The organism is Polaribacter sp. Hel1_33_78, from assembly GCF_900106075.1.
Taxonomy (GTDB): domain Bacteria; phylum Bacteroidota; class Bacteroidia; order Flavobacteriales; family Flavobacteriaceae; genus Polaribacter.
Genome location: NZ_LT629794.1, coordinates 464,817 through 487,539, shown reverse-complemented (window position 1 = coordinate 487,539; position 22,723 = coordinate 464,817). Strand labels below are relative to the sequence as shown.

Below are 22,723 nucleotides of genomic sequence, written 5' to 3'. Positions count from 1 at the left end.
TGAGACACTTTACCCCCATTAATGAGTAATTCATCGATAAAATAGCACTATTCATCATCTTAAAAGTAGATGAAAAGTGGAAAAGTGATAAAAATCGGTTAAAACGTTTTGGTTAAACTTTAAAATCGTTGCCAAAACTGTAAGTTGTTTTCGGGTTCTGTTAAAATACTATCAAAAAGTTTGGTAAAAGCATTTGATTACTAGGAAAAATATTAGTGTTATGGTTAGTTCATTATCAAGCAAACACTTGTTGGTGAAAAAACTGGTCATTTCTTTATTTAATGAAAGGCATTGCAGATAAGAACAAATAGCATCGTGAAGTTAAACCTCATCAAGAAGTGCTTGAACGCAAAAAGCACCCTTCAAGGATATAAAAGTTAAATTAAACCACTTTTTAAAGCAAACTTAATTAACTGTGCGGTATTCTGGCAAGCAGATTTTTCTAAAATGATTCTTCTGTAAGTATCTACTGTATGCCGGCTAATAAATAATTTTTCACCAATATTTTGACTGCTTAGTCCATTAGACATTTCTCTAATAATTTGCAGCTCTCTACTGTTTAAATTTATCTTGTACTTAGTTTTAAATCGATGCAAACTAATTTTTAATTCATCTATATCAATCGGTTCAACTAAATAGTCAAAAACAGATATCCTTAATGCTTTGATAGCATAATGAGAATGATTTGAAACCAATATTATTTTTATATCTGTTTCTCGCTTACTAATTTCGTCTGCCACATCTAACCCAGACAGATTTGGCATTTCTATTTGAATAAAGACTATATCAGGTTCGTTTTCTAGTATAAAGTCTAGGCCTTCATTTGAGTTTTCAAAAGTCCCTAGAATTTCTATACCATTAAATTTTGCTAACAGCTCTTGAAGCCTAATTAAAGATGGTTGATCAGAGTCTATTAAAACTGTTTTAATTTCAGTCATTTATATTGAGAAATAGTTTTACGATTAGTGTTCTTTTTAAAATGATCTGATGGCACGTACAGAATTTAAACTCCCTTTTAACACAGCAGAACTTTGACCATTATTAATATTAACGATCCCTGCATTGCTTTCTGTTTCTTCTACAGAACTCCAATAAAAACTATCCCCTAAAAAGGAATCTCCTCCAATTGCTGCTATTGCAGTGTTGATGGTTACGATATTAAGGTTAATTAATTTTAACTCGAAAATACTTGGCAAATACCAATCGCCATATGAAACATTGTTTGCTATCACTTCTAATTCATTGCATAATCTTGCTGCATACATGTCATTATCATCACCAATAATTACATGAGAGGAAATTATAATGCTAGTATTTGTCTTACCAGCATAAATACCATTTCCTTTTGCCTGTGTATTGCCAAATGTACCCGCAAACCATTTTGTTTCATTGCTTTGATTTTCGTTCGCACAAACCAAACCATGCTGCCCTGTTTCATCTACCCAAAAAACAATACCTCCATGTGCAAAATCCCCTATTTTATAACTGGGAACATTATCCGCCTTTTTTGCATGTAATGCATATGGAACACTTAATAATTGACTGGTTCCTGAAATTGTATAACTGCTTCCTCCTAAAAGATCTGTTTCTGTTTTTATAAAATACGTATCTGAACTCCAATCTATTTCAGAAAAAATACCAGTAGCTTTAGAACCACTTCCTATCTTTATTGTAATTAGTCCATTTATATTGGTCGTTGGCGAATGTGTTTCTACATATACTGCCAAACCCTCAGCTGTACTTTGCAAAATGCTTATTTGCATTCCAACCGATGTATTACTTAACAAATTACCATCAGCATCTCTTACTATGGCTTGATAACTCATTTTCTCTGGAGTTTGCGCTAAAGAAACAGTGGTTATCACCAACGCTAAAATTATAAATATCTTTTTCATGCTTAATTTTTTATTATTTTAAAGACTTTTAATTGTTTGTTATTTTGAGCAACTTTTAAGATATACACTCCAGAAGCTACATATTTCATAGCAATGGAGGTGTTTTCTTGATTTACTTTTCCTTTTTTAACTACTCTACCACCAACATCATATATTTTATAAGACAATGCTGTTAAAGTATTGTCTGTAAGTGATAATATAATCTTGTCTTTTGTAGGATTAGGAAACATAACCGCTTTTAGGGTAAGGGTTTTTAATGTTGGATTTACTAGCGTAAACAACTCTATACTCTGCTGTATACCTTGTGCCACTGAACCATTGTTCGCAGTATTTTTAACTACCATTAACTGACCCACTGTATAACTTACAGATCCGGCCCCCATTGCATTACCGCCTGATACAGGAATAACTTCTTGACCATAGAATAAACATGACATTAAACTGCAAATTACTGCAAGGAGAGTAGCTTTCATAAACAAATTTTTTTTTATTAAAAAAAAATAAATTAAAAAATGATAAGCTTACAAAGCTGATTTTAAGATATTTATTTCTCCAATATTAAGAAAAATAAAAGACTAATTAAAATATTTCAAAGATGAATTTTTTAAAATTATATTTTAAAGCATCTAAAAACCTGACTTTTAGATGAAAAAAAATTTTATCTAGAAAAAAAAATTTTGATATATGATACTATCACAATCTTCAGTAAAATCTCACATAAATTTTTTTTAATCTCCAATTACTTTTATCATAAAATCATGCAGATCGCTCATTTGCTTTTTACCGGTATCTTTTCCTATTTTACCCAAGAGATACAAAACAAGCCATATTAGTGATAAAAAAACCATCATGATAACTGGAAAAAAGACAGGTTCATTTAAAGATATTTTTGCAAAGAGCATGACCACAAAACCTAGAAAAGAAATACCTGTAACAAAGTGCACAAACATAAAAAGCGTCCAGACTTGAGGCTTAGGTCCAAACAATCCTTTTAAAACAGATTTTTGTGCTGTTTTTTCTAAAATTTCTAAATGTAGTTGCGGAGACCAAAAATGTTCCTCTTTTTTAGAAACACTTATAAAAACGTGTCCATCAAAAATATTTCCTAAAAATTGACAGTCCTCCTTTTTTAATTCCTTTGAAAAATTTTCAAGTATTTGACCAGTGCTTTTGTCTAAATCAATTGTAAACCTTGGCCTTAAAAAGACCTCACTGTTTCTTTTTTCAACTAAAATATTCGATTTATCCTTCATAAAGGTCCTTTTTATAACTCTCTAAATTTACAATTATTTATCATAGAGTAAATTGTATCTTTGCAAAAAATTATCACTCAAAATGAATAGCATTGTTGCCATTGTAGGAAGACCAAATGTAGGAAAGTCAACACTTTTTAACAGATTAGTTCAGCGTAGAGAAGCAATTGTTGACTCCGTTAGCGGAGTAACAAGAGACCGACATTATGGGAAATCTGATTGGAATGGAAAAGAGTTTTCTGTAATTGATACTGGTGGTTATGCCATTGGCTCTGATGATATTTTTGAAGAAGAAATTAGAAAGCAAGTAAACCTTGCTATTGAGGAAGCAGATTTAATTGTTTTTGTGGTGAATGTGGAAGATGGTATTACACCCATGGACGCTGAGGTTGCCAAACTTTTACGTAAGGTAAAAAAGCCAATATTTACGGTAGTTAATAAAGTTGATAATGCATTGCGCGAGCCAGATGCTGTAGAATTTTACAATCTAGGTTTGGGAGACTATTTTACAATAGCCTCTATTAATGGAAGCGGAACTGGTGATTTATTGGATGCTTTAGCAGAGAAAATGCCAGAACCAGAAGCCATAGATTTAGAAAAAGAAGAATTACCAAGATTTGCAGTTGTAGGAAGACCTAATGCTGGTAAATCATCTTTCATTAATGCTTTAATTGGTGAAGAAAGAAATATTGTTACCAATATTGCAGGAACTACAAGAGATTCTATAGATACAAAATATAATAGATTTGGTTTTGATTTTAATTTAGTTGATACTGCCGGAATCCGTAAAAAATCTCGTGTAAAAGAAGATTTAGAGTTTTATTCTGTAATGCGAGCTGTTCGTTCTATTGAATATTCTGATGTTATTATTTTAGTTGTCGATGCCACTCGTGGTTTTGAAGGTCAAGATCAAAACATTTTTTGGTTGGCAGAAAAAAATAGAAAGGGCGTAATTATCTTAATAAATAAATGGGATTTAATTGAAAAAGAAACCAATACCATGCGTGATTTTGAAGCCATGGTTAGAAAACAGATTGAGCCTTTTACAGATGTACCTATTGTATTTATTTCTGCATTAACAAAACAGCGTTTATTTAAAGCAATAGAAACTGCGGTAGAAGTTTTTGAAAAAAGAAAAAAGAAAATAGCAACTAGCAAACTAAATGATGTAATGCTAGACATTGTTAAAAGCTACCCACCGCCTGCAACAAAAGGAAAGTTTGTAAAAATTAAATATTGTATGCAATTGCCAACTAAAACACCTCAGTTTGCATTTTTCTGTAACTTACCGCAATATGTTAGAGATCCATACAAACGTTTTTTAGAGAATAAGTTAAGAGAGATCTATGATTTTTCTGGAGTGCCCATTACCATCTACTTTAGGCAAAAATAGCACTTATTAAGTACTGAAAATTTATTTTTAGAATTAAATAAAGTCCGTTTCCTAATTTTTATATATTTACAATTAAACAGTTAGCTATGACTATAACGTCAAAAAACAATGAAATAACTCCAATTTTTTTGCCGTTTTCTTGATTATTTTAAGCTAATCAGGAATTTAGTTTATGAATATTAAAGCATTATATTTAAATAAATTAATTTAATATGAAAATCTCAGAATCAAGTATCTTTTCGGAAGTAGAGTTGCCTATACAACTAAACATCTCGTTTAGAAAAGTTTTTGATGTTTTTGAAAAGTTTGCACATCCTGCTTATCATACACATCCCTTTCACAAGGCAGCAACAGATTTAACGAAAGAACTCAAGAAATACCCTGAACTTCTTACTGGATTTTCTGACCCTTCTTTATTAAAAAAATATGAGTCACAAATAAATATTTTATTAGACCCTCTATTTCCTGAATCATTGCTAAAAAATGAAATTAAAGCTGCTACCGTTCCTTTTTCATTTACCTCTTTTAAATTTACCACACGTTTTGAAGATATTTTATTGAATGCTGGTGATGATTTTGAATTGGCAGTTCGAAATTTTGAAGAAGATAGCATGTACATGATGGCATGTACTTTTATTTTAGGCTATGTATATAATTATAATATAGATACCAAAAGACCTTTCCATTTTGATATTCCTGACAAAACAACAGGTACTGTAAAATATTATAGAGCTGCCTTTAATGGAGATTTTTCTGAAGTTATTCCTACAGATAATGCCCCAAAAATAACAGAAAAAGATTTTAAGGAATTGCTTAATAATTTTGACAATATAGCTCTTTGGAAAGAGAAATTTCCACCTAATAGTTATATTTTTAAAGGTTTTGGAATCATACATTTATTTGATGTTACTGCAGAGGAAATGATTTCATCAATTAAAGCGAATTTATTAAAAGATGACGAAAACTTAATCAATAACATTGAAAACAATTTAAAAGATTTTTATAGCCTTAAAGATTTGCGTTTAGGATACTCTGTTTTCAATAATTCTAAATCTAAAATATGTGAAAAAATATTACAAATTTCGAATAGTTTAGCACTTAATGGTATTGAAAAAATTGATTGCGAAAAATCTTATTTTTGTAATGGAGTACTTGAAAAAGTTTTTGTAAAACATGAAACTTTTATTATTTCGGATTTAGAGGAGTATGGGCTAAAAGTAGGCAAAAATCAATTTTATCAGAATTTATCTAAGTTAGGTTTAAAATGTATAATTTTAATACCCTTTAATGCATTTGGAAGCGGAAGTTTAGCACTTTTAGAAATTGGATCCTCTAATGCTTACGATTTAAACTCTGTAAACATAAATAAATTAAAAGATATTATCCCGGTTTTTGCCGCGGCCGTAAAAAGAACTTCAGAAGAACATCAAAATATTTTAGAGGCAACTATACAAGAAAATTACACATCAATTCATAGTGCTGTAAAATGGCGTTTTTATGAAGCGGCAGAAAAGTATTATGTGGAGTCGCAGTCAAACACAATTGCTAAATTAGATGAAATTATTTTTGAAGATGTATATCCTTTATTTGGCCAAAGCGATATTAAAGGCTCTTCAGACGCTAGAAACAATGCCATTCAAGAAGATTTAACGACTCAACTAACGTTGGCAATAAATGTTTTAATATATGCTTGTGAAAAAGAATCTTTACCTATTTACAACGAATTAAAATTTAGGGTTTCTACCTTTTTAAATGATATAAAAAAGGGACTAAATGCTGGTGATGAAATAAATATTTTAGATTTCTTAAAGCGTGAAATTTATCCCATTTTTAATCATATTAAAGAAATTAACGAAGAACTTAAAAACAAAGTTAACATCTATTTAAATAGTCTAGATGTCGGATTAGGTGTTGTTTACGAAAAAAGGAAAGAATACGAAAAAAGTGTAAATCAATTAAATGACAAACTTTCTAGATATATAGACAACAAACAAAAAGAAGCCCAAAAAATGTATCCACATTATTTTGAAAGATATAAAACCGATGGGGTAGAGTTAAATATGTATATCGGTCAGTCGATTACAAAAGAAGATACTTTTGATCTTATCTATTTATATAATTTACGCTTATGGCAATTACAAACCATGTGTGAAATGGAAAATATAGCCTACCATGAAATAGAAAACATGGAGCAAGAACTAAGAGTGGCATCGCTTATCTTGGTGCACAGCAACCCTATGGCTATAAAATTCAGAATGGATGAAAAACAATTTGATGTTGATGGCGCATACAACATTAGATATGAGATTATTAAGAAAAGAATTGATAAGGCTAATTTAAAAGGAACTTCTGAACGCTTAACAACGCCTGGTAAACTCGCCATTGTTTATTCTCAAGATAAAGATGCTTTGGAATACATTAAATACATTAATTTTTTACAATCTAAAAATCAATTAGGTAAAATTGAGTTTCTAGAACTAGAAGATTTACAGGGTGTTTCTGGTTTAAAAGCGCTAAGAGTTGAAGTAATTTATCAAAAAGATTTTGATGCAAAAAGCACTATCCCTTTTAATGATTTAATTAAAGAAATTAAAGCTTAAGAAGCCTAAAAAAAAGCTATCTCCCTTGCAAATAAAAAGAAATTGCAAAAGATCCAACGCTAACAATAATCCCAATCATAAAAACAGTGTAAGTGAGTCTTAATATTTTATATTTTCTATCTAAAACCAGACCAAGAAAATACAAATCTTTAGTTAAGGAACCATATAAATAATCTCGATCTTGCATCATTTCAGTTATACCCCATTCAAAATCAGGCAACTTCATTTTATGAAAATTACCAAAAAATAATAAGTTTACCTTTTTATTAGCCACATCTTCTTTTGTAAACTTACCCTGAGTAACATTTGGTCTTGTTGCCAAAATTGACAAAATAATAGATGCCACTGTAAAAATGATAAATATAAGTGTTGGTATGATCAAATAATCATTCGAAGGGTTATCTAATTTCGGTAATAAATTAGACAATGCTAAAGAAACAATAATTGCGTTTACAGAAAGTAAAATATTAGCTTTTGTATCTGCAATATTACTTAACGTCATATGATTTTTTAAAGCCACTCTAAACATTGTTTCCACACCTCTTTCTGGAACATCGCTTTTATTTTTTTTGATATCTAATGCTTCTTTCTTTTGCTCATATTTCTTTAAATCTTCTGTTAACTTATTTTTATTTTTCAACAATTTTGCTAAATTTTTTTCTTTTCCTTTGCTCCAATTTTTTAAAGCATAATCTGTACGATACTTATGTACTTTGGTTAAAAAATCAATATTGACAGCACCCCATTCAGCATCAGAATATTTTTTATTTTCTGTAGCTTCCCATTCTTTTCTCAGCAACGCTGTTTTATCTTCAAAACTTTTATTTCCTAAATGCGCACAATCTGCATCTGTAATTATTTTTTCTAAATCATTGGTTGCCTCATGCCCTATTTTAGTTGCCAAAATTAGATTAGAAATTGTCTCAATTCTTTTTACCTCAACATTCTTTTTCGTTAAAAATAAAGTCAGAATTTTCACACTTTCTTCTTCATGGTTTTCAGCTCCTTTTATAAAACCTGTATCATGAAACCAAGCAGCAACTTGTAAATTTTCAGCATCAATTTCAGGTATTGCTAATTTTTCAATAAATTTTTCAATACTTTTTACCACCCCTTGTGTATGCACCAAATTGTGATAAACATAGTTTGTTGCTAACTTATTATTTAATAAATTACTAACGTATTTCTCTGCATCAATTAATAATGTTGCCATTTTAAAAAAATATTTAACAACAAAAATAAGGATTTAAAACTTGTTTTTCTTCCTTGCTATATTGTTGTAAATTTATACATTGGTTTAACGAAAATTCACTCATATTATTTTGTAAGTTTATGGTTTATTTTTAGACTATCTCCTCGAAATAATGCTTTAAATAAATAAAGAAAAAAATATTTTATGCTAACATGGAAAGAAGTGATGAGCTTCACAACAAAAGGAAATCCAACTCCAGATAAAAGAGTTGAAAAAACTGAAAAAGAATGGGAGTATCTATTAACTCCAGAACAGTTTAGAATTACTAGAAAAAAAGGAACGGAGAGACCATATACTGGCGATTTATGCAGTATTTATGATGAAGGGCAATATAATTGTATTTGTTGTAATGCTCCATTATTTGATTCTACAATTAAGTTTGATTCTAGTTCTGGTTGGCCAAGTTTTACGCAGCCAATTAAAGAAAATGCCATAAAATATTATAAAGATATTTCTTTTGGTATGATTAGAGTTGAAGTACTCTGTAATACTTGTGACGCGCATTTAGGTCACATTTTCCCAGACGGACCAGCACCCAGTGGATTGCGTTATTGTATTAATTCTGAATCTATGATTTTAGATAAAAAATAATTAAAAAAGCATCATTGCCAGCAAACCGAAACAATCTATTTGATGCAATAAAGATTCCTTGATGTGTTGCTTATTGGTAATAATAAAAATAAAAAATGAGTAAAAGTTTACAAATTGCCACTCTAGGTGGTGGCTGTTTTTGGTGTACAGAAGCTGTATTTCAAGAAGTAAAAGGCGTAGAAAAAGTTGTTTCTGGCTATGCTGGTGGCAATGCTCCTGGAAGACCAACATATCGCGAAATATGCTCTGGCTTGTCAGGCTTTGCTGAAGTAGTTCGAATTACTTTTGATCAAAGTGTTATTTCATATGAAGATATTTTAGTCATTTTTATGACTACTCACGATCCAACCACCTTAAATAGGCAAGGTGCAGATAGAGGCACTCAATATCGTTCGGTAATTTATTATCACAATGAAACGCAGCAAAAAATTGCGAAGGAAGTATTGGAACAAATACAAAATTATTATAACGATACAATTACAACAGAACTAAGTCCTTTACCTACTTTTTACGAAGCCGAACAGGAACACCAGAATTATTATAGAGAAAACACAAAACAAGGATGTTGTAGTTATGTAATTGAACCAAAATTAGCAAAATTAAGAAAGCTACATGCTAATAAATTGAAATAACTCATACTTTCCTTTAGAAACAGGGATCTATTTTAAAATAAGATGATAAAACTTTTCGGAAAAGAAAGCTGCCATAAAACGAAGTATTATAAAAAAATTTTGGAGATGCGTAATTTAAATTACGCATTTTTAGATGTAGAAAATAATAAAGAAAATGAAATAGAATTACGTAATTTATATAAAAATAGAAAATTGAATTTCCCAACAATTACTGTTCATGACAAGAAGCTTAGAAACCCTACTGAAAAAGACCTTCAAAAATGGATTGACAAATTATTATAAGAGAAAATTTAACTAAATAAAAACAAAAAAATTTTGTTTTTAAATACTTTACTTCAATAATAATTTTATCAAACTTTCACCTAAAACTAAATAGGCGAAAGAAACAAATAGCTAACGTTTATTTGTCTTTTCGGAGAAATAATTAATTTTAAAAAAATAACTTATAAATATTTTTAAGTATATTTGACGCTATTAAAAAAAATGAAAATGAAAAAATTATTTTATCCCCTCATTGTTCTTTCTTTAGTTTTTACATCCTGCGGAGACCCAACATCAAAAGAATATAATTACGCTCCCACAGCTGTTGACGACGTTGGTTTTGCAGCTTCAGACTTGCTTACTAATATAACTGTTTTAATTAACGATGACTTTGGACTCGATGGTCCAAATTCAGAGCCAATCTCTCTACCCTCTGAGACCTCCGCTAGCGGCGGCACTTTAGTAGTAAACGATGGAGGAACGTTTAATGACCCTACAGATGATTCTATAGATTACACTTCGCCATCTAAATTTATTGGTGATGATACTTTCGAATATTCGATAACAGATAGTAATGGAAATAGCTCTACAGCGACTGTGACTGTGACTGTTCAGGATACAATTAATCCCGGATTTACTGATGGTGTTTATGTATTTACAGTAACTGGTGCAAATAACCAAGAGGTATCCATTAAAAAAGCTACATTGAAAGGGCCTTCTGGCGCATTAAACCTTCCTGAAACCGTAGAAAATGACGGTATAACTTTCGCAGTAACTAGCATAGCAGAGGAGGGTTTCGCATATTGTTATGATATAACAAGTGTTAATATTCCAGAAAGCTATACAAGCATTGGAAACCTTGCTTTTTACGATTCTTCTTTAATAACAGATATTACTATTGCAGATACTGTATCAATTATGGGAGAGAATGCTTTTGGTGAATGTAAAAGTTTGACTAACATAAACATTCCAACCGGAACTGCTCATTTAGCAGATAATCTGTTTTTTGGATGTGCAAGTTTATCAGATATTACCATACCATCTTCCATAACCAGCATAGGCAATTCTACTTTTTACAACTGCAACAGCTTAAATAATGTTACAATACCAGATAGTGTGGTTAATGAAAATATGGGCGCTGCAGTCTTTGGTTACTGCAACGGTTTAACCAATGTAACTTTTCCAACTGCTTTTACAATAATTCCAGAATCTACTTTTTACGCTTGTAATAATCTAGAGAGCTATACGATACCAAGTAATATAACCACAATAAGTTCAAATGCTTTTTATGCATGCTCCGTTTTAGAAGAAATTATTATACCAGAAACTGTAACTTCTATTGGTTCAGCTGCCTTTGGTTTATGCATTAATTTAAGGAAAGCAGAAATTCCAAATAATTTAACAATATTGCCAGACAATTTGTTTTACAAATGTGAAAGTCTAAAAGATGTTAACATACCAAGCAATCTTACTAGACTAGGAAATGGTGTTTTTTATGAATGTCTTACTTTAGAAAATATTAGTTTACCTAACAGCATAACAAGTATTGGAGAGAATGCTTTTGGAAAGTGTGATGATTTAATGAATTTTGATTTACCAAGTAACTTAACAACATTAGAGGCGGGTATTTTTTATGACTGTGCTAGTTTAACTGAAATTAATATTCCTAGCGGTGTAACAAGCATTAAAAAAAATGCTTTTGCTGGTTGTGCAAGCCTCAAAGAAATAACGATTCCGGATGGTGTAACGGCTATACCTGAGCAAGGGTTTTATAATTGTACTAGCTTAACTACAATTGTTTTTCCCGATAATTTAACAGAAATAGGTCAATTTGCTTTTGGTAATTGTTACAGTCTTACAAGTTTTGAAGTTCCAAACACAGTCACAAAGATTTTACCACGAACTTTTTATCAGTGTACAAGTTTAACGGATGTTATTATCCCTAACAGTATAACCAGTATTGAAAGTGAAGCTTTTTATAATTGCAATGGACTGAAAAATGTATCTATAAATTTGGTAACGCCTTTAGACATAGATGCGAATGTTTTTGATTTTATTTCTTTGAATGATGTAACTTTAAAAGTGCCTTCTAATTCAACTTCAACTTATAAGGCTGCTGATGTTTGGCAAGATTTTGGCACAATAACTGGATTATAACATATACTTAGTTAAGTATTGAACAAAATAATAATTTAAAAAAGGTGGTATAAAAATTATTTTTACACCACCTTTTTTATTAATCTTAATTTTGAAGGATTTATTTTAAAAGTATCAAATAAAAAAAATGAATATGATAAAAAGTTAATCTATACTTGTTTCATAAAATGCTATTATAATTAGTCCTTTTTTAATATTTACTTTTTCGCTTCCTCTAAGTCTTCATTATTTAGCAATCATATTTATATAGTGATAAAAAACAGCTATTGATATATCCCTAAGATTTAAAATAGAATATCATTAAAATTGTATAAGAGATGAATGAGTAACAACCTTATGTGTTTTTACAAATAACGAAGAGGAAGTTTATTTTCTAAATTTTGTAAACATTTCTCAATTAAAAAAATATACTCGATAAGATAAAATTATAATATTAAATTAAAAAATAACTAATAAATGTAAAAATACAATTCTATTCATTAAGATATTTAAAATGTGAAAAATAGCATTATTTAGAGTTTCTGAAAAGTAATATAATTTTAGTTAAACAAAAGGTTTACAATGTTTAAAGGAATCAAAAACTCTTCTCAAATTGAATTACTATTGTAAAAAAAATAATATATTTGCAGTTATTTAAAAAAAATGTGGTTGTTAAACTATGTCATCATTTAAATAAATTGCAAAAAACTTTAAAAAAAAAATTAAAAATGATGAGATTAATGATATCAAAAACTTTTCTCTTGTGTTTAACAAAAATTTGTATATGTTTTTTGTTTCTTGTTAATGTTACCGTTTTCTCTCAAGACAAACCTCTATCATCCCAAACAAAAAAACAATCTTTGTACACTGATATGAACGAAGATGATTTGATGAAAACAACAAACGACTTAATTACAAGAAAAGAATATAACAAAGCAACCTTTTTTTTATCACAGCACTACAGTAATTTTTCTAACAATTTAAGAGTAAATTGGATTTACGGCTATGCCCTTTCTATGAATGGCGATAAAAAACAGGCAGAAGCTAAATACATAAAAGCAATTTCTATTTCTCCTGATAATAAAAACCTTCAAATAGATTATGCTAGGTTTCTTTATGATATGGGGAAAATTGATAAAGTAGCATCTATTTTATCTAAATTTATGGACTCTGAATCTAAAAATGCTGAATTATTATTAATGCAAGCTAACATTAGCTTTTGGAAAGGTAATTTAAACAATGCACGAAAGAAAATTGATAGAATTCAAGAAATCTATCCCAATTCAAAAATTACGAATAGTTTAGTACAGCAAATAAACGAATTATCTGCGGTTTATCTAAAAACCAATTTTGAATACCAATCGGACTCGCAACCTTTAAACTTTTTTGCTCAACATATAAATCTAGAACAATATAAATCTAGATTTTTAAATCCTAAATTAGAAATATCTAGCTATCATTTTTCACCTCAAAAAGAATTAGCGATCATTGTTAAAGCCAGCAATAAATTTCAATTTAACAGATTAAAACTTATAGCAAATCTGACTGGAGGGGTTTATAAAAATCTTTCCGGAAAAGCAGATTGGGTTGGTGGTCTTAATTTTAGTAAAAAATTAATCCAAAACCTATCATTAAATCTAGGATTTTCTAAAAAACATGAGCTAGGTACAATAGCAAGCACTGCTTTTAACTTAACGTCTCAAAATGTTTTTGGAGAAATAGATTACAAAAATAAATGGTTACTATTTTATGCCGGATACAATCAACAATTTTTTGAAGAGGATAATGAAAGAAAATTAAAAGACAATGAAATACAGTCAATTGGAACTTGGGTTTTAACGCAACCTATAAGTATTAGAAAATTTAATTTTCAATTGGGGTATAGTTACAGCTATACAGATGCAAAAGATGTTTTATTTTTTTATGACAATGAAGGTGTAGGTGCTTATGACCCTTACTTTACACCAAAGAAACAACAAATTCACTCTGGCTTATTCATCGTAAATTATAAACCAACAAAAAAATTATTAGTTGAAGCAAAAGTGAATTATGGTTTTAATGCTACCATAAGAAATCCTTACTCTATAAATAATATTGAAGTTGATGGTTTCTATGATGAGACTTTTACTCCTGTAGAATATACAGGAAGTATTAGTTACAATTTATCAAATGGTTTCGGAGCAAAAATCACATATATAAACCAAGAAACATTTTTCTACACAAGAGAAAATATTAACCTAGGATTAAATTTTAATATTTAATGAATTCAAAATTACGGAACGATTTATGGAAATTTAAGGAGGCTAAAAGAGTAACTAGCTTAGACAAAGCTATCTTCTTAGGATTAACACTTGCGGGATTAATAAGCATGTTTAAATTAATGGAATGGTGGTTTAGAGCAGAACATATTGATAATTTTTTTTTATTTATTATTTTAAGTTTATTTTTTGGCTACGGAAATATTAGGATAGCTCTAATCTGGATTAATTATTTACGCATTCAAAAACCAAAAGAAGTACCTGTTCCAGAAAAAAACTTAAGTGTTGCTGTTTTTACAACCTCTTCTCCTGGAGAGCCTTTATCGATGTTCGAAAATACTTTTAAAGCCCTAAAAAACTTAAACTACCCTCACACATCTTATTTACTAGATGACACAGGAGATGTAGCCTTTAAAGAGCTAGCAGAAAAATATGGGGTGGTATGGTTAGATTTACCAAATATACCAGGAGCTAAAGCAGGTAAAATTAATGAAGCTTTAAAAATAACAAAAGAAGATTTTATTTTAGTTCTAGACCCAGATCATATTGTCTTTCCTAATTTTTTAGATCAAACACTAGGATTTTTTCAAGATGAAAAAGTAGGCTTTGTTCAAGTAAGTCAAGGTTATTACAATATGTTTCGTTCTTTTACTGCGCAAGCAGCAGCAGAACAAACCTATGTCTTTTATGGACCTACACAAATGGGTCTGTTTGGTTATGGTGGCGCTGTAGCCATTGGTGCAAATTGCACTTTTAGAAGAGACGCATTAGAAAGTATTGGGGGGCATGCTAAGGGTTTATCAGAAGATTTAAATACATCAATTAGAATTCATTCAAAAGGATGGAAATCGATATACAATCCTGTAATTGTAAGTCGTGGTTTAGTTCCTGAAGACTTTACTTCATTTTGTAAGCAACAATTAAAATGGGCAAGAGGGGTTTTTGAAATGCTGTTTGATGAAATGCTAAAAGCCTCAAAAACATTAACTTTTTGGCAAAAATTATCGTATTTATCCATAGGGACCTACTATTTAGTTGGACCAATGACTGCCTTCTTTATTTTTGTTCCTTTGTTATTTTTTACAACAAAAATAAGTCCTGCTAGTATGGATTTTACTGAATTTATTCAACTAGGAGCCCCTATTGTATTAGTTGCAATATTGATATATGCCCACGCTCAAAGTTTTTTGTGCGATAAGAAAACAGAAAAGGGGATTCATTGGAGAGGTATGGTTTTAAAGTATTCTTGTTGGCCTGTATATACGTATGCTTTTTGTTTAGCCATCATTAACAAAAAAGTTCCTTATATCCCAACAGCAAAAGTAGCCGTAAAAGGTTTTATGAGTCCTTTTGTAAAACCACTAATTTTATACTGTATTGTATTTATATTTGTCCTAGTAGGAGTTTATATTGAAAGAAGATATATGCTTAATACAAGTGAATTGATTCTTTCTGCCGAAAAAACTTGGGGGATGATAGGATTTGCAATGATTGCTTTTATCCAATTTTTAGGAGGTATAGTAGCTGCCTATAAATCTTTATATCTCAAAGCAGAAAATGCTTGGAGCCGAGTAGTAATAACAGCAGATAAAAAATTTAAGGTCAAATAACAAAAATATACGCAAATTTTTTTTAGTAGAAAAAAGCCGATTCGCATAGTAAGAATATAAAAAATATAGTAAAAGTAGCACCAAATATAAAATAATTAAGGAGATTGAAAAACACATCTATGAATACAAAAACTAATATTATTTAAGGAGCAATTCCCTCTAGAATAATGTGTTTTGACAATTTATAGATAACAATAAAAAAATAAAGGTTTCGAGGCCAGAATTAGCATTGAATAAGGCTTTACAATCGATCAACATCAAAAAAAAATATGACATCATTTAAAAGAATTTTTAATGTATTGCTGGCCGTAGTGCTAGGTTATTTTATAATTTACGGTTTAGCATCTGTAAGTAAAAGCTCTAAAGGCCCAATAGGAGGATTTCTAGAAAACTTAAGCAATATGGTTAAAAACTTTGAGCAAGATAATATATTAGAAAAAAGAGAAAAAAATAGAGGAAAAAAATTAGAATGGTTTAATGATCAAAGAAACAATAAGTTCGCCCTTCTAAAAAGCAAAAGTATTCTTTTTGGAGCCGCAGATGATAATAATGGAAAATCTTATGAAAATATTATCAATTTAGAAGACTCGTTAGCAATAACATTTCCTATTATTCAAATTTACAGAGCTTGGGGAGAAAGTAAAGAACATAAATTTCCTAAAAATGAAGTTGATGCAATTATTAGGATTGGGTCTGTACCAATGATTACTTGGGAACCTTGGTTGACAACATTTTCAAAAGAAAATTTTCCAAAAATTAAAGATATGGAGCAAAGAGACAATCATGGACTGTCTTCTGTTGCGAATGGTGATTATGATGTTTATATAAAAGAATGGGCAACAGATGCAGCAAAAGTAGGTCATCCTATTTATTTGAGAGTAGGACATGAAATGAATGACTCATATCGATATAAATGGGGGGCAATGAATAATGATCCTTCAGAGTTTGTTGCTGCATTTAAACATGTAAAAGATGTATTTGATTCCGTTGGAGCGACAGATATTATATGGGTTTGGAGTCCACATATAGCTAAAGGGAAGTTTCCGGAATATTACCCAGGAAATGACTATGTAGATATTATTGCAACAGGAGCTTTGAATTATGGAACCAGTGCAAACTTTAGTGACTGGTGGACTTTTGAAGAGACTTTTGGTAAATATTATGACCAATTAGCTTCTTTTTACAAACCAATAATGATTGCAGAATTTGGTAGCTTAAAAATAGGTGGAAGTAGAGCGAAATGGTTTGGAGATGCTTTTGAAAATTTTAACACTAAATATCCTTTTGTAAACACAATTTTATTTTTTCATTATGCAAGTGATAAAACTCTTACTTATAATAAAGATTTAAATTGGGCTATAAAAGATGATCCTGAAGTGACTACTGCAATCAAAAATGCTCTAAAAAAGTGGCCATCAAATATCAAGCAACCAGGAATGGAGTAACTATTATTGACCTTAGTAAGTTTTGAAGTAAAATCATATCTACTATTTATCAATTTAAATTTTTTCTATCGGCACTAGTACGAATAGTGCTGATTGTTGTGTACTTTATTCCATTACAGCTGCTTATATAAGTGCAAATCTTTGTTTATTTTCAAGCACGTATTAATCTTTCATTATTTAGAAACCGCTATCTTTTAAAGCACGTATCTTACCTATCAGATCTTTACATTTTTTTTGAATGTAACACTAGAATTGTCATCTATTGTAATCATCAAATAACCATTAAAATGCAGAAGAAATACGTAACTTGTACGTGCATAGAAAGATGAGCGCACCAATAATTACGTTTATCACTAAAAAGCTAAGAACTCCTTCGGATAAAGACCTTCAAAAATGGATTAAAAAATTATGATGAAACTACATATAACAGATACCTTCACCCAAGAAAATCCCTCAGATACCGTTTTAAAAAACTCTAGAAGACAAGTTACTGAAGCCGTTTTTTCATATGTTAATCCAAAAAAAACGGAAGCACCACAAGTTATTCATGTTTCTCAACAAATGGCGACTGAATTGGGTATTTCTGAACAAGAAACAAATTCAGATATCTTTAAAAATCTTTTTACTGGAAATACTATTTATCCAAAGACAAAACCTTACGCCATGTGTTATGGAGGTCATCAATTTGGCAATTGGGCAGGACAATTGGGTGATGGTAGAGCCATAAATTTATTTGAAGTTGAACACCATAACAAAAACTGGAAAGTACAATTAAAAGGTGCAGGCGAAACACCATACTCAAGAACCGCAGATGGTTTAGCTGTGTTACGCTCATCGGTTAGAGAATATTTATGTAGTGAAGCGATGTTTCATTTGGGGGTGCCAACAACCCGCGCCTTGTCCTTATGTTTGTCTGGTGATCATGTTTTGCGCGATATTTTATATGATGGAAATCCTGCCTATGAAAAAGGGGCAATTGTTTCCAGAATTTCGCCAAGTTTTTTACGCTTTGGAAGTTATGAAATTTTTGCAGCCAGAAAAGATATTAAAAACTTAACTTCACTAGTTAATTATACCATCAAACATCATTTTTCGCATTTAGGAGCTCCATCTAAAGAAAGTTATATCCAATTCTTCAAAGAAGTTTCCGTGCGCACTTTAGACATGATCATTCATTGGCAAAGAGTTGGTTTTGTACATGGCGTAATGAATACAGATAATATGTCTATTTTAGGTTTAACCATAGATTTTGGGCCTTATGGTTGGCTAGAGGACTTTGATTATGGTTGGACACCAAACACCACAGATAACCAACATAAACGATACAGGTATGGAAATCAGCCTAATATTGGTTTATGGAATTTGTATCAACTCGCAAATGCTTTGTATCCAATTATTGAAGATGTAGCGCCTTTAGAAGAAATTCTAGATCAATATAAAGTTGACTTTCAAGAGAAATCTTTTCAAATGATGAAATCTAAATTAGGATTATTTTTTGATCATGAAAATGATTTAAACTTGATTCAAACTTTAGAAGATAATTTGCAATTAGTTGAAACAGACATGACCATTTTCTTTAGAAGTTTAAGTAATTTTTCTAATGAAAAAACAGCTTTTGAATTGATTAAAAAAGCGTTTTATGATTTAGATAATATTTCTGGTGATGTAAAAAATCAATGGAATTTATGGTTTAAAAATTACAATAGTAGATTGCAACTAGAATCACTTTCTCATGCGCAAAGAAAAGAAAAAATGGATGCTGTAAACCCTAAATATGTTTTGCGCAATTATATGTCTCAATTAGCAATTGACAAAGCAGATGAGGGTGATTATTCTTTAATTGATGTATTATATCAACTATTAAAAAGCCCTTATTCTGAGCAACCAGCAAATGAAAAATGGTTTGCAAAAAGACCTGAATGGGCAAGAAATAAAGTGGGCTGTTCAATGTTATCTTGCAGTTCTTAAAAAAAAATTACATATGAAATTAGGATTAGGAACAGCCGCTTTAGGAAGGCCACAATATATTAATGTTCGTGCGGGGAACAGTAATAATTCTGATTTGGAAGCTTTCAGAAAACATAGTTTTTCAGTTTTGGAAGAAGCCTATAAACTAGGTGTGCGATATTTTGACACAGCTCCAGGCTATGGTTTAGCAGAAGAATTAGTTTTAGAATGGTTGCAAACTAAAAACGACGACTCTATTGAAATTGCCACAAAATGGGGATATACCTACACCGCAAATTTCGATGTAAACGCAACTATACACGAAGTAAAAGAACACAGTTTCTCTAAATTAAATGAACAATGGAATTTCTCTAAACAACTACTTCCCTACTTAAAAGTATATCAAATTCATTCTGCAACTTTAGACACAGGAGTATTAGAAAATAAAGAAGTTTTAAAACAACTGGCTTTTTTAAAGAAAGAAGATAATCTAAAAATAGGTTTAACAACCACAGGAACAAATCAAGTTGAAATCATTAAAAAAGCATTAGATGTTTTGGTTAACGGAGAACAATTATTTGACATGTTTCAAGTGACGTATAATTTTTTAGATCAAAGTTTAAGCGAAATCTTTAAGGATTTAATACATCAAAATAAATCGATTGTTATCAAAGAAGCATTAGCAAATGGTCGAGTTTTTAGAAACCAGCACTATAAGCATTATGATCAAATGTATGCTGTTTTAGAAAGTTTATCAAAAAAACACACCGTTGGTATAGATGCAATTTCTTTAAAATATTGCACACAAACAATTCCCGAAAGTATTGTTTTAAGCGGAGCCAGTGATATTGGGCAACTAAAAGAAAATTTAAAATTAACTTCTTTTTCTCTTTCTCCTGACGAAATTAAACTGTTAGATTCTTTAAAAGTAAGCTCAAAATTTTATTGGGCAGAAAGAAAGAAATTACAATGGAATTAACCAAAATAGGTTTTGGAGGTGGTTGTCATTGGTGCACAGAAGCTGTTTTTCAATCTTTAAAAGGAGTATCACAAGTAAACCAAGGTTGGGTTGCTTCAATAAATGAAAATAACACTTTTTCAGAAGCTGTTATTGTTCAATTTGATGATCGAAAAATTGATTTAAAAACATTGATAGAAATTCATTTATTGACCCATAAAAGCACGAGTAATCATTCTATGAGAAATAAATATCGCTCTGCAGTTTATTACTTTTCTAATCATCAAAAAGAAGAAAGTGCACATATAATTAAAGTATTACAATCAAATTTTGAAAATAAAATTATTACTAAAGTATTAGAATTTAAAAATTTCAAACCCTCATCAGAAGAGTTTCAAAATTATTATGAATCTAATCCTGAAAAACCATTTTGTAAAACACATATACATCCAAAATTGAAGTTAATAATGCAAAAATTTTCAAAAAACATTGATCAGCGTAAAGTAAATCATATTAATCCGACTATATCATAAATCCGACAATTATGAGCATACTACAAAACATTAAAAATTATTTCACTTCTAAAGCTGAAGGAAATACATCAGAAAAAGCACCTGTTGGAATTTGTCCAAATTGTTGGGGAAAACAAGAATGGGAAGGTGAGTTTTATACATTAAACAAAGGAAATAAATTGGTGGGCTATGATCAGACTTACAACAATTTCATCAATAAAATAGTAGAAAAAAATGTAAGTGGAATTAGTATCAATGAAGATACTTACAAATGTGAAACTTGCGAGATAAGCTATACATAATAACTTTAAAAGTTCTATATTTAAAGCTCAATTTTCATTATTCTAAATGATTCACGAACTTAAAGAAATTATTAATCAAGCATTAGCCAATCAGCAAAAGGGATTGAAAAATGTCTTGGCTACTGTTGTTTATTTAAAGGGTTCTTCTTATCGAAAACCAGGAGTTAGAATGCTCATTTCTGAGGATTTAAATACTGTAGGAGCTGTAAGTGGTGGCTGTGTAGAAAAAGAAATTATTCACAGAGCGAGCAGTGTTTTTTTAAATAATCAATCAAAAATAATTACCTACGATGGTCGATATAAATTAGGTTGCGAAGGCATTTTATATGTTTTACTTGAACCCTTCTTTATTTCTAATGCTTTTATAAACACTTTTTCTGATGCATCTGCAAATAGAGAATCCTTAAAAATAGAAAGTTATTTTTCAAAAAAAGATGAAGCTTTTGGTAATTTTGGCTCTCTAATAACTTTTAAAAATAACGAGCAATTTGTGTTTTCAGATACTTTTGATTTTAAAACTAAAAAGAATATTAACATTTTCACTCAAACCTTACAACCAAACTTTAAATTAATAATTATTGGAGGTGAGCATGATGCTGTAAAACTATGTAAAATTGCTTCCAATTTAGGATGGCAAATTGACGTAATCACCTCAATAAAAGACAGTAAACAAATCAAAGATTTTCCTGGTGCGAATACCTTAATTGGTAATACTCCTGAAACTATAGAGTTTTCTAACATTGAAGAAAATACTGCTATTGTAATTATGAATCATAGTTATGTGCAAGATTTAAAATATGCTGTAAAACTTTCTAAATATTTACCAAAATATATTGGAATTTTAGGGGCACCAAAAAGAAGAGAACGTTTATTTAATGAACTTTTTGAGTTTGTACCTGATATTTGTGATGAGTTTTTGGAAACTATTTACACACCCGCTGGTTTGCATATTGGTGCCCAAACTCCAGAAGAAATTGCACTTTCTATTGTTGCAGAAATACTCTCTGTCATTAGAAAAAAAGAACCGTTTTCATTAAGAGAATTAAATGGGAAAATTCATAGTTAACGGATGAAAAATATTGCTGTTTTAATATTAGCTGCTGGAAAATCATCAAGAATGCACAGCATAAAACAGTTAGAAAAAATCAATAACAAAACGCTTTTAGACATTACTTTAGAGAAAGCAAAAAGGATTTCTCCTACTGCTACTTTCTGTGTTTTAGGCGCCAATTCTGATCAAATAAAACAAGGTATCACGATAGAAAATATTGAGCTTATTGAAAACAACAACTTTGAAGATGGCTTGAGTTCAAGCATCATTTCTGGAATTCAATATTTTAGAAAACAACAATTAAATTTCGATGGTGTTTTTATTTTGTTGGCGGATCAACCTGCAATTAAACTCTGGTATTTAGAAGCTATGCTGAATTTATTTCAAGAAAATAAAAACCTAATTATTGCATCAAATTATGGAGTAAAACTGGGTGTTCCTGCTATTATTCCAGAGAAATATTTTAACGATTTACTATTGATAAAAGGAGATCAAGGAGCTAAAATTTTTATCAATAAAAGGAAAAGTGAAGTTCTTTGTCCAAAATCAACCACAAACTTCTTTGATATAGATACAAAAGAAGACTTGCAGCTCTTTAAAAAATCAATTTTAAATAGTTAATTTCGC

At 30.0% G+C, this 22,723-nt stretch carries 20 protein-coding genes; 15 read left to right on the top strand and 5 right to left on the bottom strand.

Annotated elements, in window-relative coordinates:
* Positions 1 to 377: 377 nt before the first annotated feature.
* The 4 genes from BLT88_RS02200 to BLT88_RS02185 all read right to left on the bottom strand — a co-directional run bounded on the left by BLT88_RS02200 (position 378) and on the right by BLT88_RS02185 (position 3,148).
* The gene (locus BLT88_RS02200; protein WP_052107622.1) at positions 378 to 938 is read right to left on the bottom strand and encodes a response regulator transcription factor; all 561 of its coding nucleotides are present in this window, start codon (positions 936 to 938) and stop codon (positions 378 to 380) included.
* A gap of 36 nt (positions 939 to 974) precedes the next feature.
* Positions 975 to 1,895: a DUF1566 domain-containing protein gene (locus tag BLT88_RS02195; RefSeq protein WP_091952734.1), complete on the bottom strand. Its 921-nt coding sequence runs from the start codon at positions 1,893 to 1,895 to the stop codon at positions 975 to 977.
* Positions 1,896 to 1,897: 2 nt separating this feature from the next.
* Positions 1,898 to 2,368 carry a T9SS type A sorting domain-containing protein gene (locus tag BLT88_RS02190; protein ID WP_091952725.1) on the bottom strand — a complete coding sequence of 157 codons (471 nt, stop codon included), beginning with the start codon at positions 2,366 to 2,368 and terminating at the stop codon, positions 1,898 to 1,900.
* A gap of 255 nt (positions 2,369 to 2,623) precedes the next feature.
* Complete coding sequence (locus BLT88_RS02185) at positions 2,624 to 3,148, bottom strand: hypothetical protein (RefSeq protein WP_091952723.1); 525 nt, start codon at positions 3,146 to 3,148, stop codon at positions 2,624 to 2,626.
* Positions 3,149 to 3,230: 82 nt separating this feature from the next.
* Between BLT88_RS02185 and der the strand changes: the two genes are divergently transcribed.
* Together der and BLT88_RS02175 are read left to right on the top strand one after the other, a co-directional pair.
* Positions 3,231 to 4,541 (top strand): ribosome biogenesis GTPase Der, encoded by a 1,311-nt coding sequence (gene der / locus BLT88_RS02180; protein ID WP_036788694.1) that lies wholly within the window; start codon positions 3,231 to 3,233, stop codon positions 4,539 to 4,541.
* Positions 4,542 to 4,753: 212 nt separating this feature from the next.
* Positions 4,754 to 7,141, top strand: a complete 2,388-nt coding sequence (locus BLT88_RS02175) for a GAF domain-containing protein (protein ID WP_091952721.1) — start codon at positions 4,754 to 4,756, stop codon at positions 7,139 to 7,141.
* Between the two features lie 16 nt (positions 7,142 to 7,157).
* Here BLT88_RS02175 and BLT88_RS02170 read toward each other — a convergent pair whose 3' ends face one another.
* Positions 7,158 to 8,354: a Pycsar system effector family protein gene (locus BLT88_RS02170; protein ID WP_036788687.1), complete on the bottom strand. Its 1,197-nt coding sequence runs from the start codon at positions 8,352 to 8,354 to the stop codon at positions 7,158 to 7,160.
* 183 nt (positions 8,355 to 8,537) lie between these two features.
* Between BLT88_RS02170 and msrB the strand changes: the two genes are divergently transcribed.
* The 13 genes from msrB to BLT88_RS02105 all read left to right on the top strand — a co-directional run bounded on the left by msrB (position 8,538) and on the right by BLT88_RS02105 (position 22,717).
* A complete protein-coding gene (msrB, locus tag BLT88_RS02165; protein ID WP_091952719.1) occupies positions 8,538 to 8,984 on the top strand; it encodes a peptide-methionine (R)-S-oxide reductase MsrB in 447 nt (148 codons plus the stop codon).
* Between the two features lie 95 nt (positions 8,985 to 9,079).
* Positions 9,080 to 9,616, top strand: coding sequence for a peptide-methionine (S)-S-oxide reductase MsrA (gene msrA, locus BLT88_RS02160; protein WP_091952717.1), 537 nt, complete (start codon positions 9,080 to 9,082; stop codon positions 9,614 to 9,616).
* A gap of 42 nt (positions 9,617 to 9,658) precedes the next feature.
* Positions 9,659 to 9,898 carry a glutaredoxin domain-containing protein gene (locus BLT88_RS02155; protein WP_091952716.1) on the top strand — a complete coding sequence of 80 codons (240 nt, stop codon included), beginning with the start codon at positions 9,659 to 9,661 and terminating at the stop codon, positions 9,896 to 9,898.
* A 207-nt stretch (positions 9,899 to 10,105) separates the two neighbouring features.
* The gene (locus BLT88_RS02150; RefSeq protein WP_157691110.1) at positions 10,106 to 12,034 is read left to right on the top strand and encodes a leucine-rich repeat protein; all 1,929 of its coding nucleotides are present in this window, start codon (positions 10,106 to 10,108) and stop codon (positions 12,032 to 12,034) included.
* Between the two features lie 770 nt (positions 12,035 to 12,804).
* Complete coding sequence (locus BLT88_RS02145) at positions 12,805 to 14,274, top strand: tetratricopeptide repeat protein (RefSeq protein ID WP_157691108.1); 1,470 nt, start codon at positions 12,805 to 12,807, stop codon at positions 14,272 to 14,274.
* The gene (locus BLT88_RS02140) at positions 14,274 to 15,881 is read left to right on the top strand and encodes a glycosyltransferase family 2 protein (RefSeq protein WP_091952710.1); all 1,608 of its coding nucleotides are present in this window, start codon (positions 14,274 to 14,276) and stop codon (positions 15,879 to 15,881) included. Before BLT88_RS02145 ends, BLT88_RS02140 begins: the two co-directional genes overlap by 1 nt.
* A 269-nt stretch (positions 15,882 to 16,150) precedes the next feature.
* Complete coding sequence (locus BLT88_RS02135) at positions 16,151 to 17,326, top strand: glycoside hydrolase family 26 protein (protein WP_052107618.1); 1,176 nt, start codon at positions 16,151 to 16,153, stop codon at positions 17,324 to 17,326.
* Between the two features lie 411 nt (positions 17,327 to 17,737).
* Positions 17,738 to 19,294: a YdiU family protein gene (locus BLT88_RS02130; RefSeq protein ID WP_091952708.1), complete on the top strand. Its 1,557-nt coding sequence runs from the start codon at positions 17,738 to 17,740 to the stop codon at positions 19,292 to 19,294.
* Between the two features lie 13 nt (positions 19,295 to 19,307).
* Positions 19,308 to 20,252 carry an aldo/keto reductase gene (locus BLT88_RS02125; RefSeq protein ID WP_091955614.1) on the top strand — a complete coding sequence of 315 codons (945 nt, stop codon included), beginning with the start codon at positions 19,308 to 19,310 and terminating at the stop codon, positions 20,250 to 20,252.
* Entirely contained in the window at positions 20,243 to 20,764 is a 522-nt protein-coding gene (locus tag BLT88_RS02120; RefSeq protein WP_091952706.1) for a peptide-methionine (S)-S-oxide reductase, read from the top strand. Before BLT88_RS02125 ends, BLT88_RS02120 begins: the two co-directional genes overlap by 10 nt.
* Before the next feature lie 11 nt (positions 20,765 to 20,775).
* Positions 20,776 to 21,045 (top strand): hypothetical protein, encoded by a 270-nt coding sequence (locus BLT88_RS02115; RefSeq protein WP_091952704.1) that lies wholly within the window; start codon positions 20,776 to 20,778, stop codon positions 21,043 to 21,045.
* Between the two features lie 46 nt (positions 21,046 to 21,091).
* Positions 21,092 to 22,111, top strand: a complete 1,020-nt coding sequence (locus BLT88_RS02110; protein ID WP_036788664.1) for an XdhC family protein — start codon at positions 21,092 to 21,094, stop codon at positions 22,109 to 22,111.
* Positions 22,112 to 22,114: 3 nt separating this feature from the next.
* Positions 22,115 to 22,717, top strand: coding sequence for a nucleotidyltransferase family protein (locus BLT88_RS02105; protein WP_036788662.1), 603 nt, complete (start codon positions 22,115 to 22,117; stop codon positions 22,715 to 22,717).
* The last annotated feature ends 6 nt before the right edge of the window (positions 22,718 to 22,723 follow it).

Coding starts and splice junctions, on each gene's coding strand:
- BLT88_RS02140 (WP_091952710.1), top strand. CDS start 14,274: ATGAATTCAAAATTACGGAACGATTTATGGAAATTTAAGGAGGCTAAA.
- BLT88_RS02125 (WP_091955614.1), top strand. CDS start 19,308: ATGAAATTAGGATTAGGAACAGCCGCTTTAGGAAGGCCACAATATATT.
- BLT88_RS02120 (WP_091952706.1), top strand. CDS start 20,243: ATGGAATTAACCAAAATAGGTTTTGGAGGTGGTTGTCATTGGTGCACA.
- BLT88_RS02115 (WP_091952704.1), top strand. CDS start 20,776: ATGAGCATACTACAAAACATTAAAAATTATTTCACTTCTAAAGCTGAA.
- BLT88_RS02105 (WP_036788662.1), top strand. CDS start 22,115: ATGAAAAATATTGCTGTTTTAATATTAGCTGCTGGAAAATCATCAAGA.
- der (WP_036788694.1), top strand. CDS start 3,231: ATGAATAGCATTGTTGCCATTGTAGGAAGACCAAATGTAGGAAAGTCA.
- BLT88_RS02110 (WP_036788664.1), top strand. CDS start 21,092: ATGATTCACGAACTTAAAGAAATTATTAATCAAGCATTAGCCAATCAG.
- BLT88_RS02130 (WP_091952708.1), top strand. CDS start 17,738: ATGAAACTACATATAACAGATACCTTCACCCAAGAAAATCCCTCAGAT.
- BLT88_RS02155 (WP_091952716.1), top strand. CDS start 9,659: ATGATAAAACTTTTCGGAAAAGAAAGCTGCCATAAAACGAAGTATTAT.
- msrA (WP_091952717.1), top strand. CDS start 9,080: ATGAGTAAAAGTTTACAAATTGCCACTCTAGGTGGTGGCTGTTTTTGG.
- BLT88_RS02200 (WP_052107622.1), bottom strand. CDS start 938: ATGACTGAAATTAAAACAGTTTTAATAGACTCTGATCAACCATCTTTA.
- BLT88_RS02185 (WP_091952723.1), bottom strand. CDS start 3,148: ATGAAGGATAAATCGAATATTTTAGTTGAAAAAAGAAACAGTGAGGTC.
- BLT88_RS02195 (WP_091952734.1), bottom strand. CDS start 1,895: ATGAAAAAGATATTTATAATTTTAGCGTTGGTGATAACCACTGTTTCT.
- BLT88_RS02190 (WP_091952725.1), bottom strand. CDS start 2,368: ATGAAAGCTACTCTCCTTGCAGTAATTTGCAGTTTAATGTCATGTTTA.
- msrB (WP_091952719.1), top strand. CDS start 8,538: ATGCTAACATGGAAAGAAGTGATGAGCTTCACAACAAAAGGAAATCCA.
- BLT88_RS02170 (WP_036788687.1), bottom strand. CDS start 8,354: ATGGCAACATTATTAATTGATGCAGAGAAATACGTTAGTAATTTATTA.
- BLT88_RS02175 (WP_091952721.1), top strand. CDS start 4,754: ATGAAAATCTCAGAATCAAGTATCTTTTCGGAAGTAGAGTTGCCTATA.
- BLT88_RS02135 (WP_052107618.1), top strand. CDS start 16,151: ATGACATCATTTAAAAGAATTTTTAATGTATTGCTGGCCGTAGTGCTA.
- BLT88_RS02150 (WP_157691110.1), top strand. CDS start 10,106: ATGAAAAAATTATTTTATCCCCTCATTGTTCTTTCTTTAGTTTTTACA.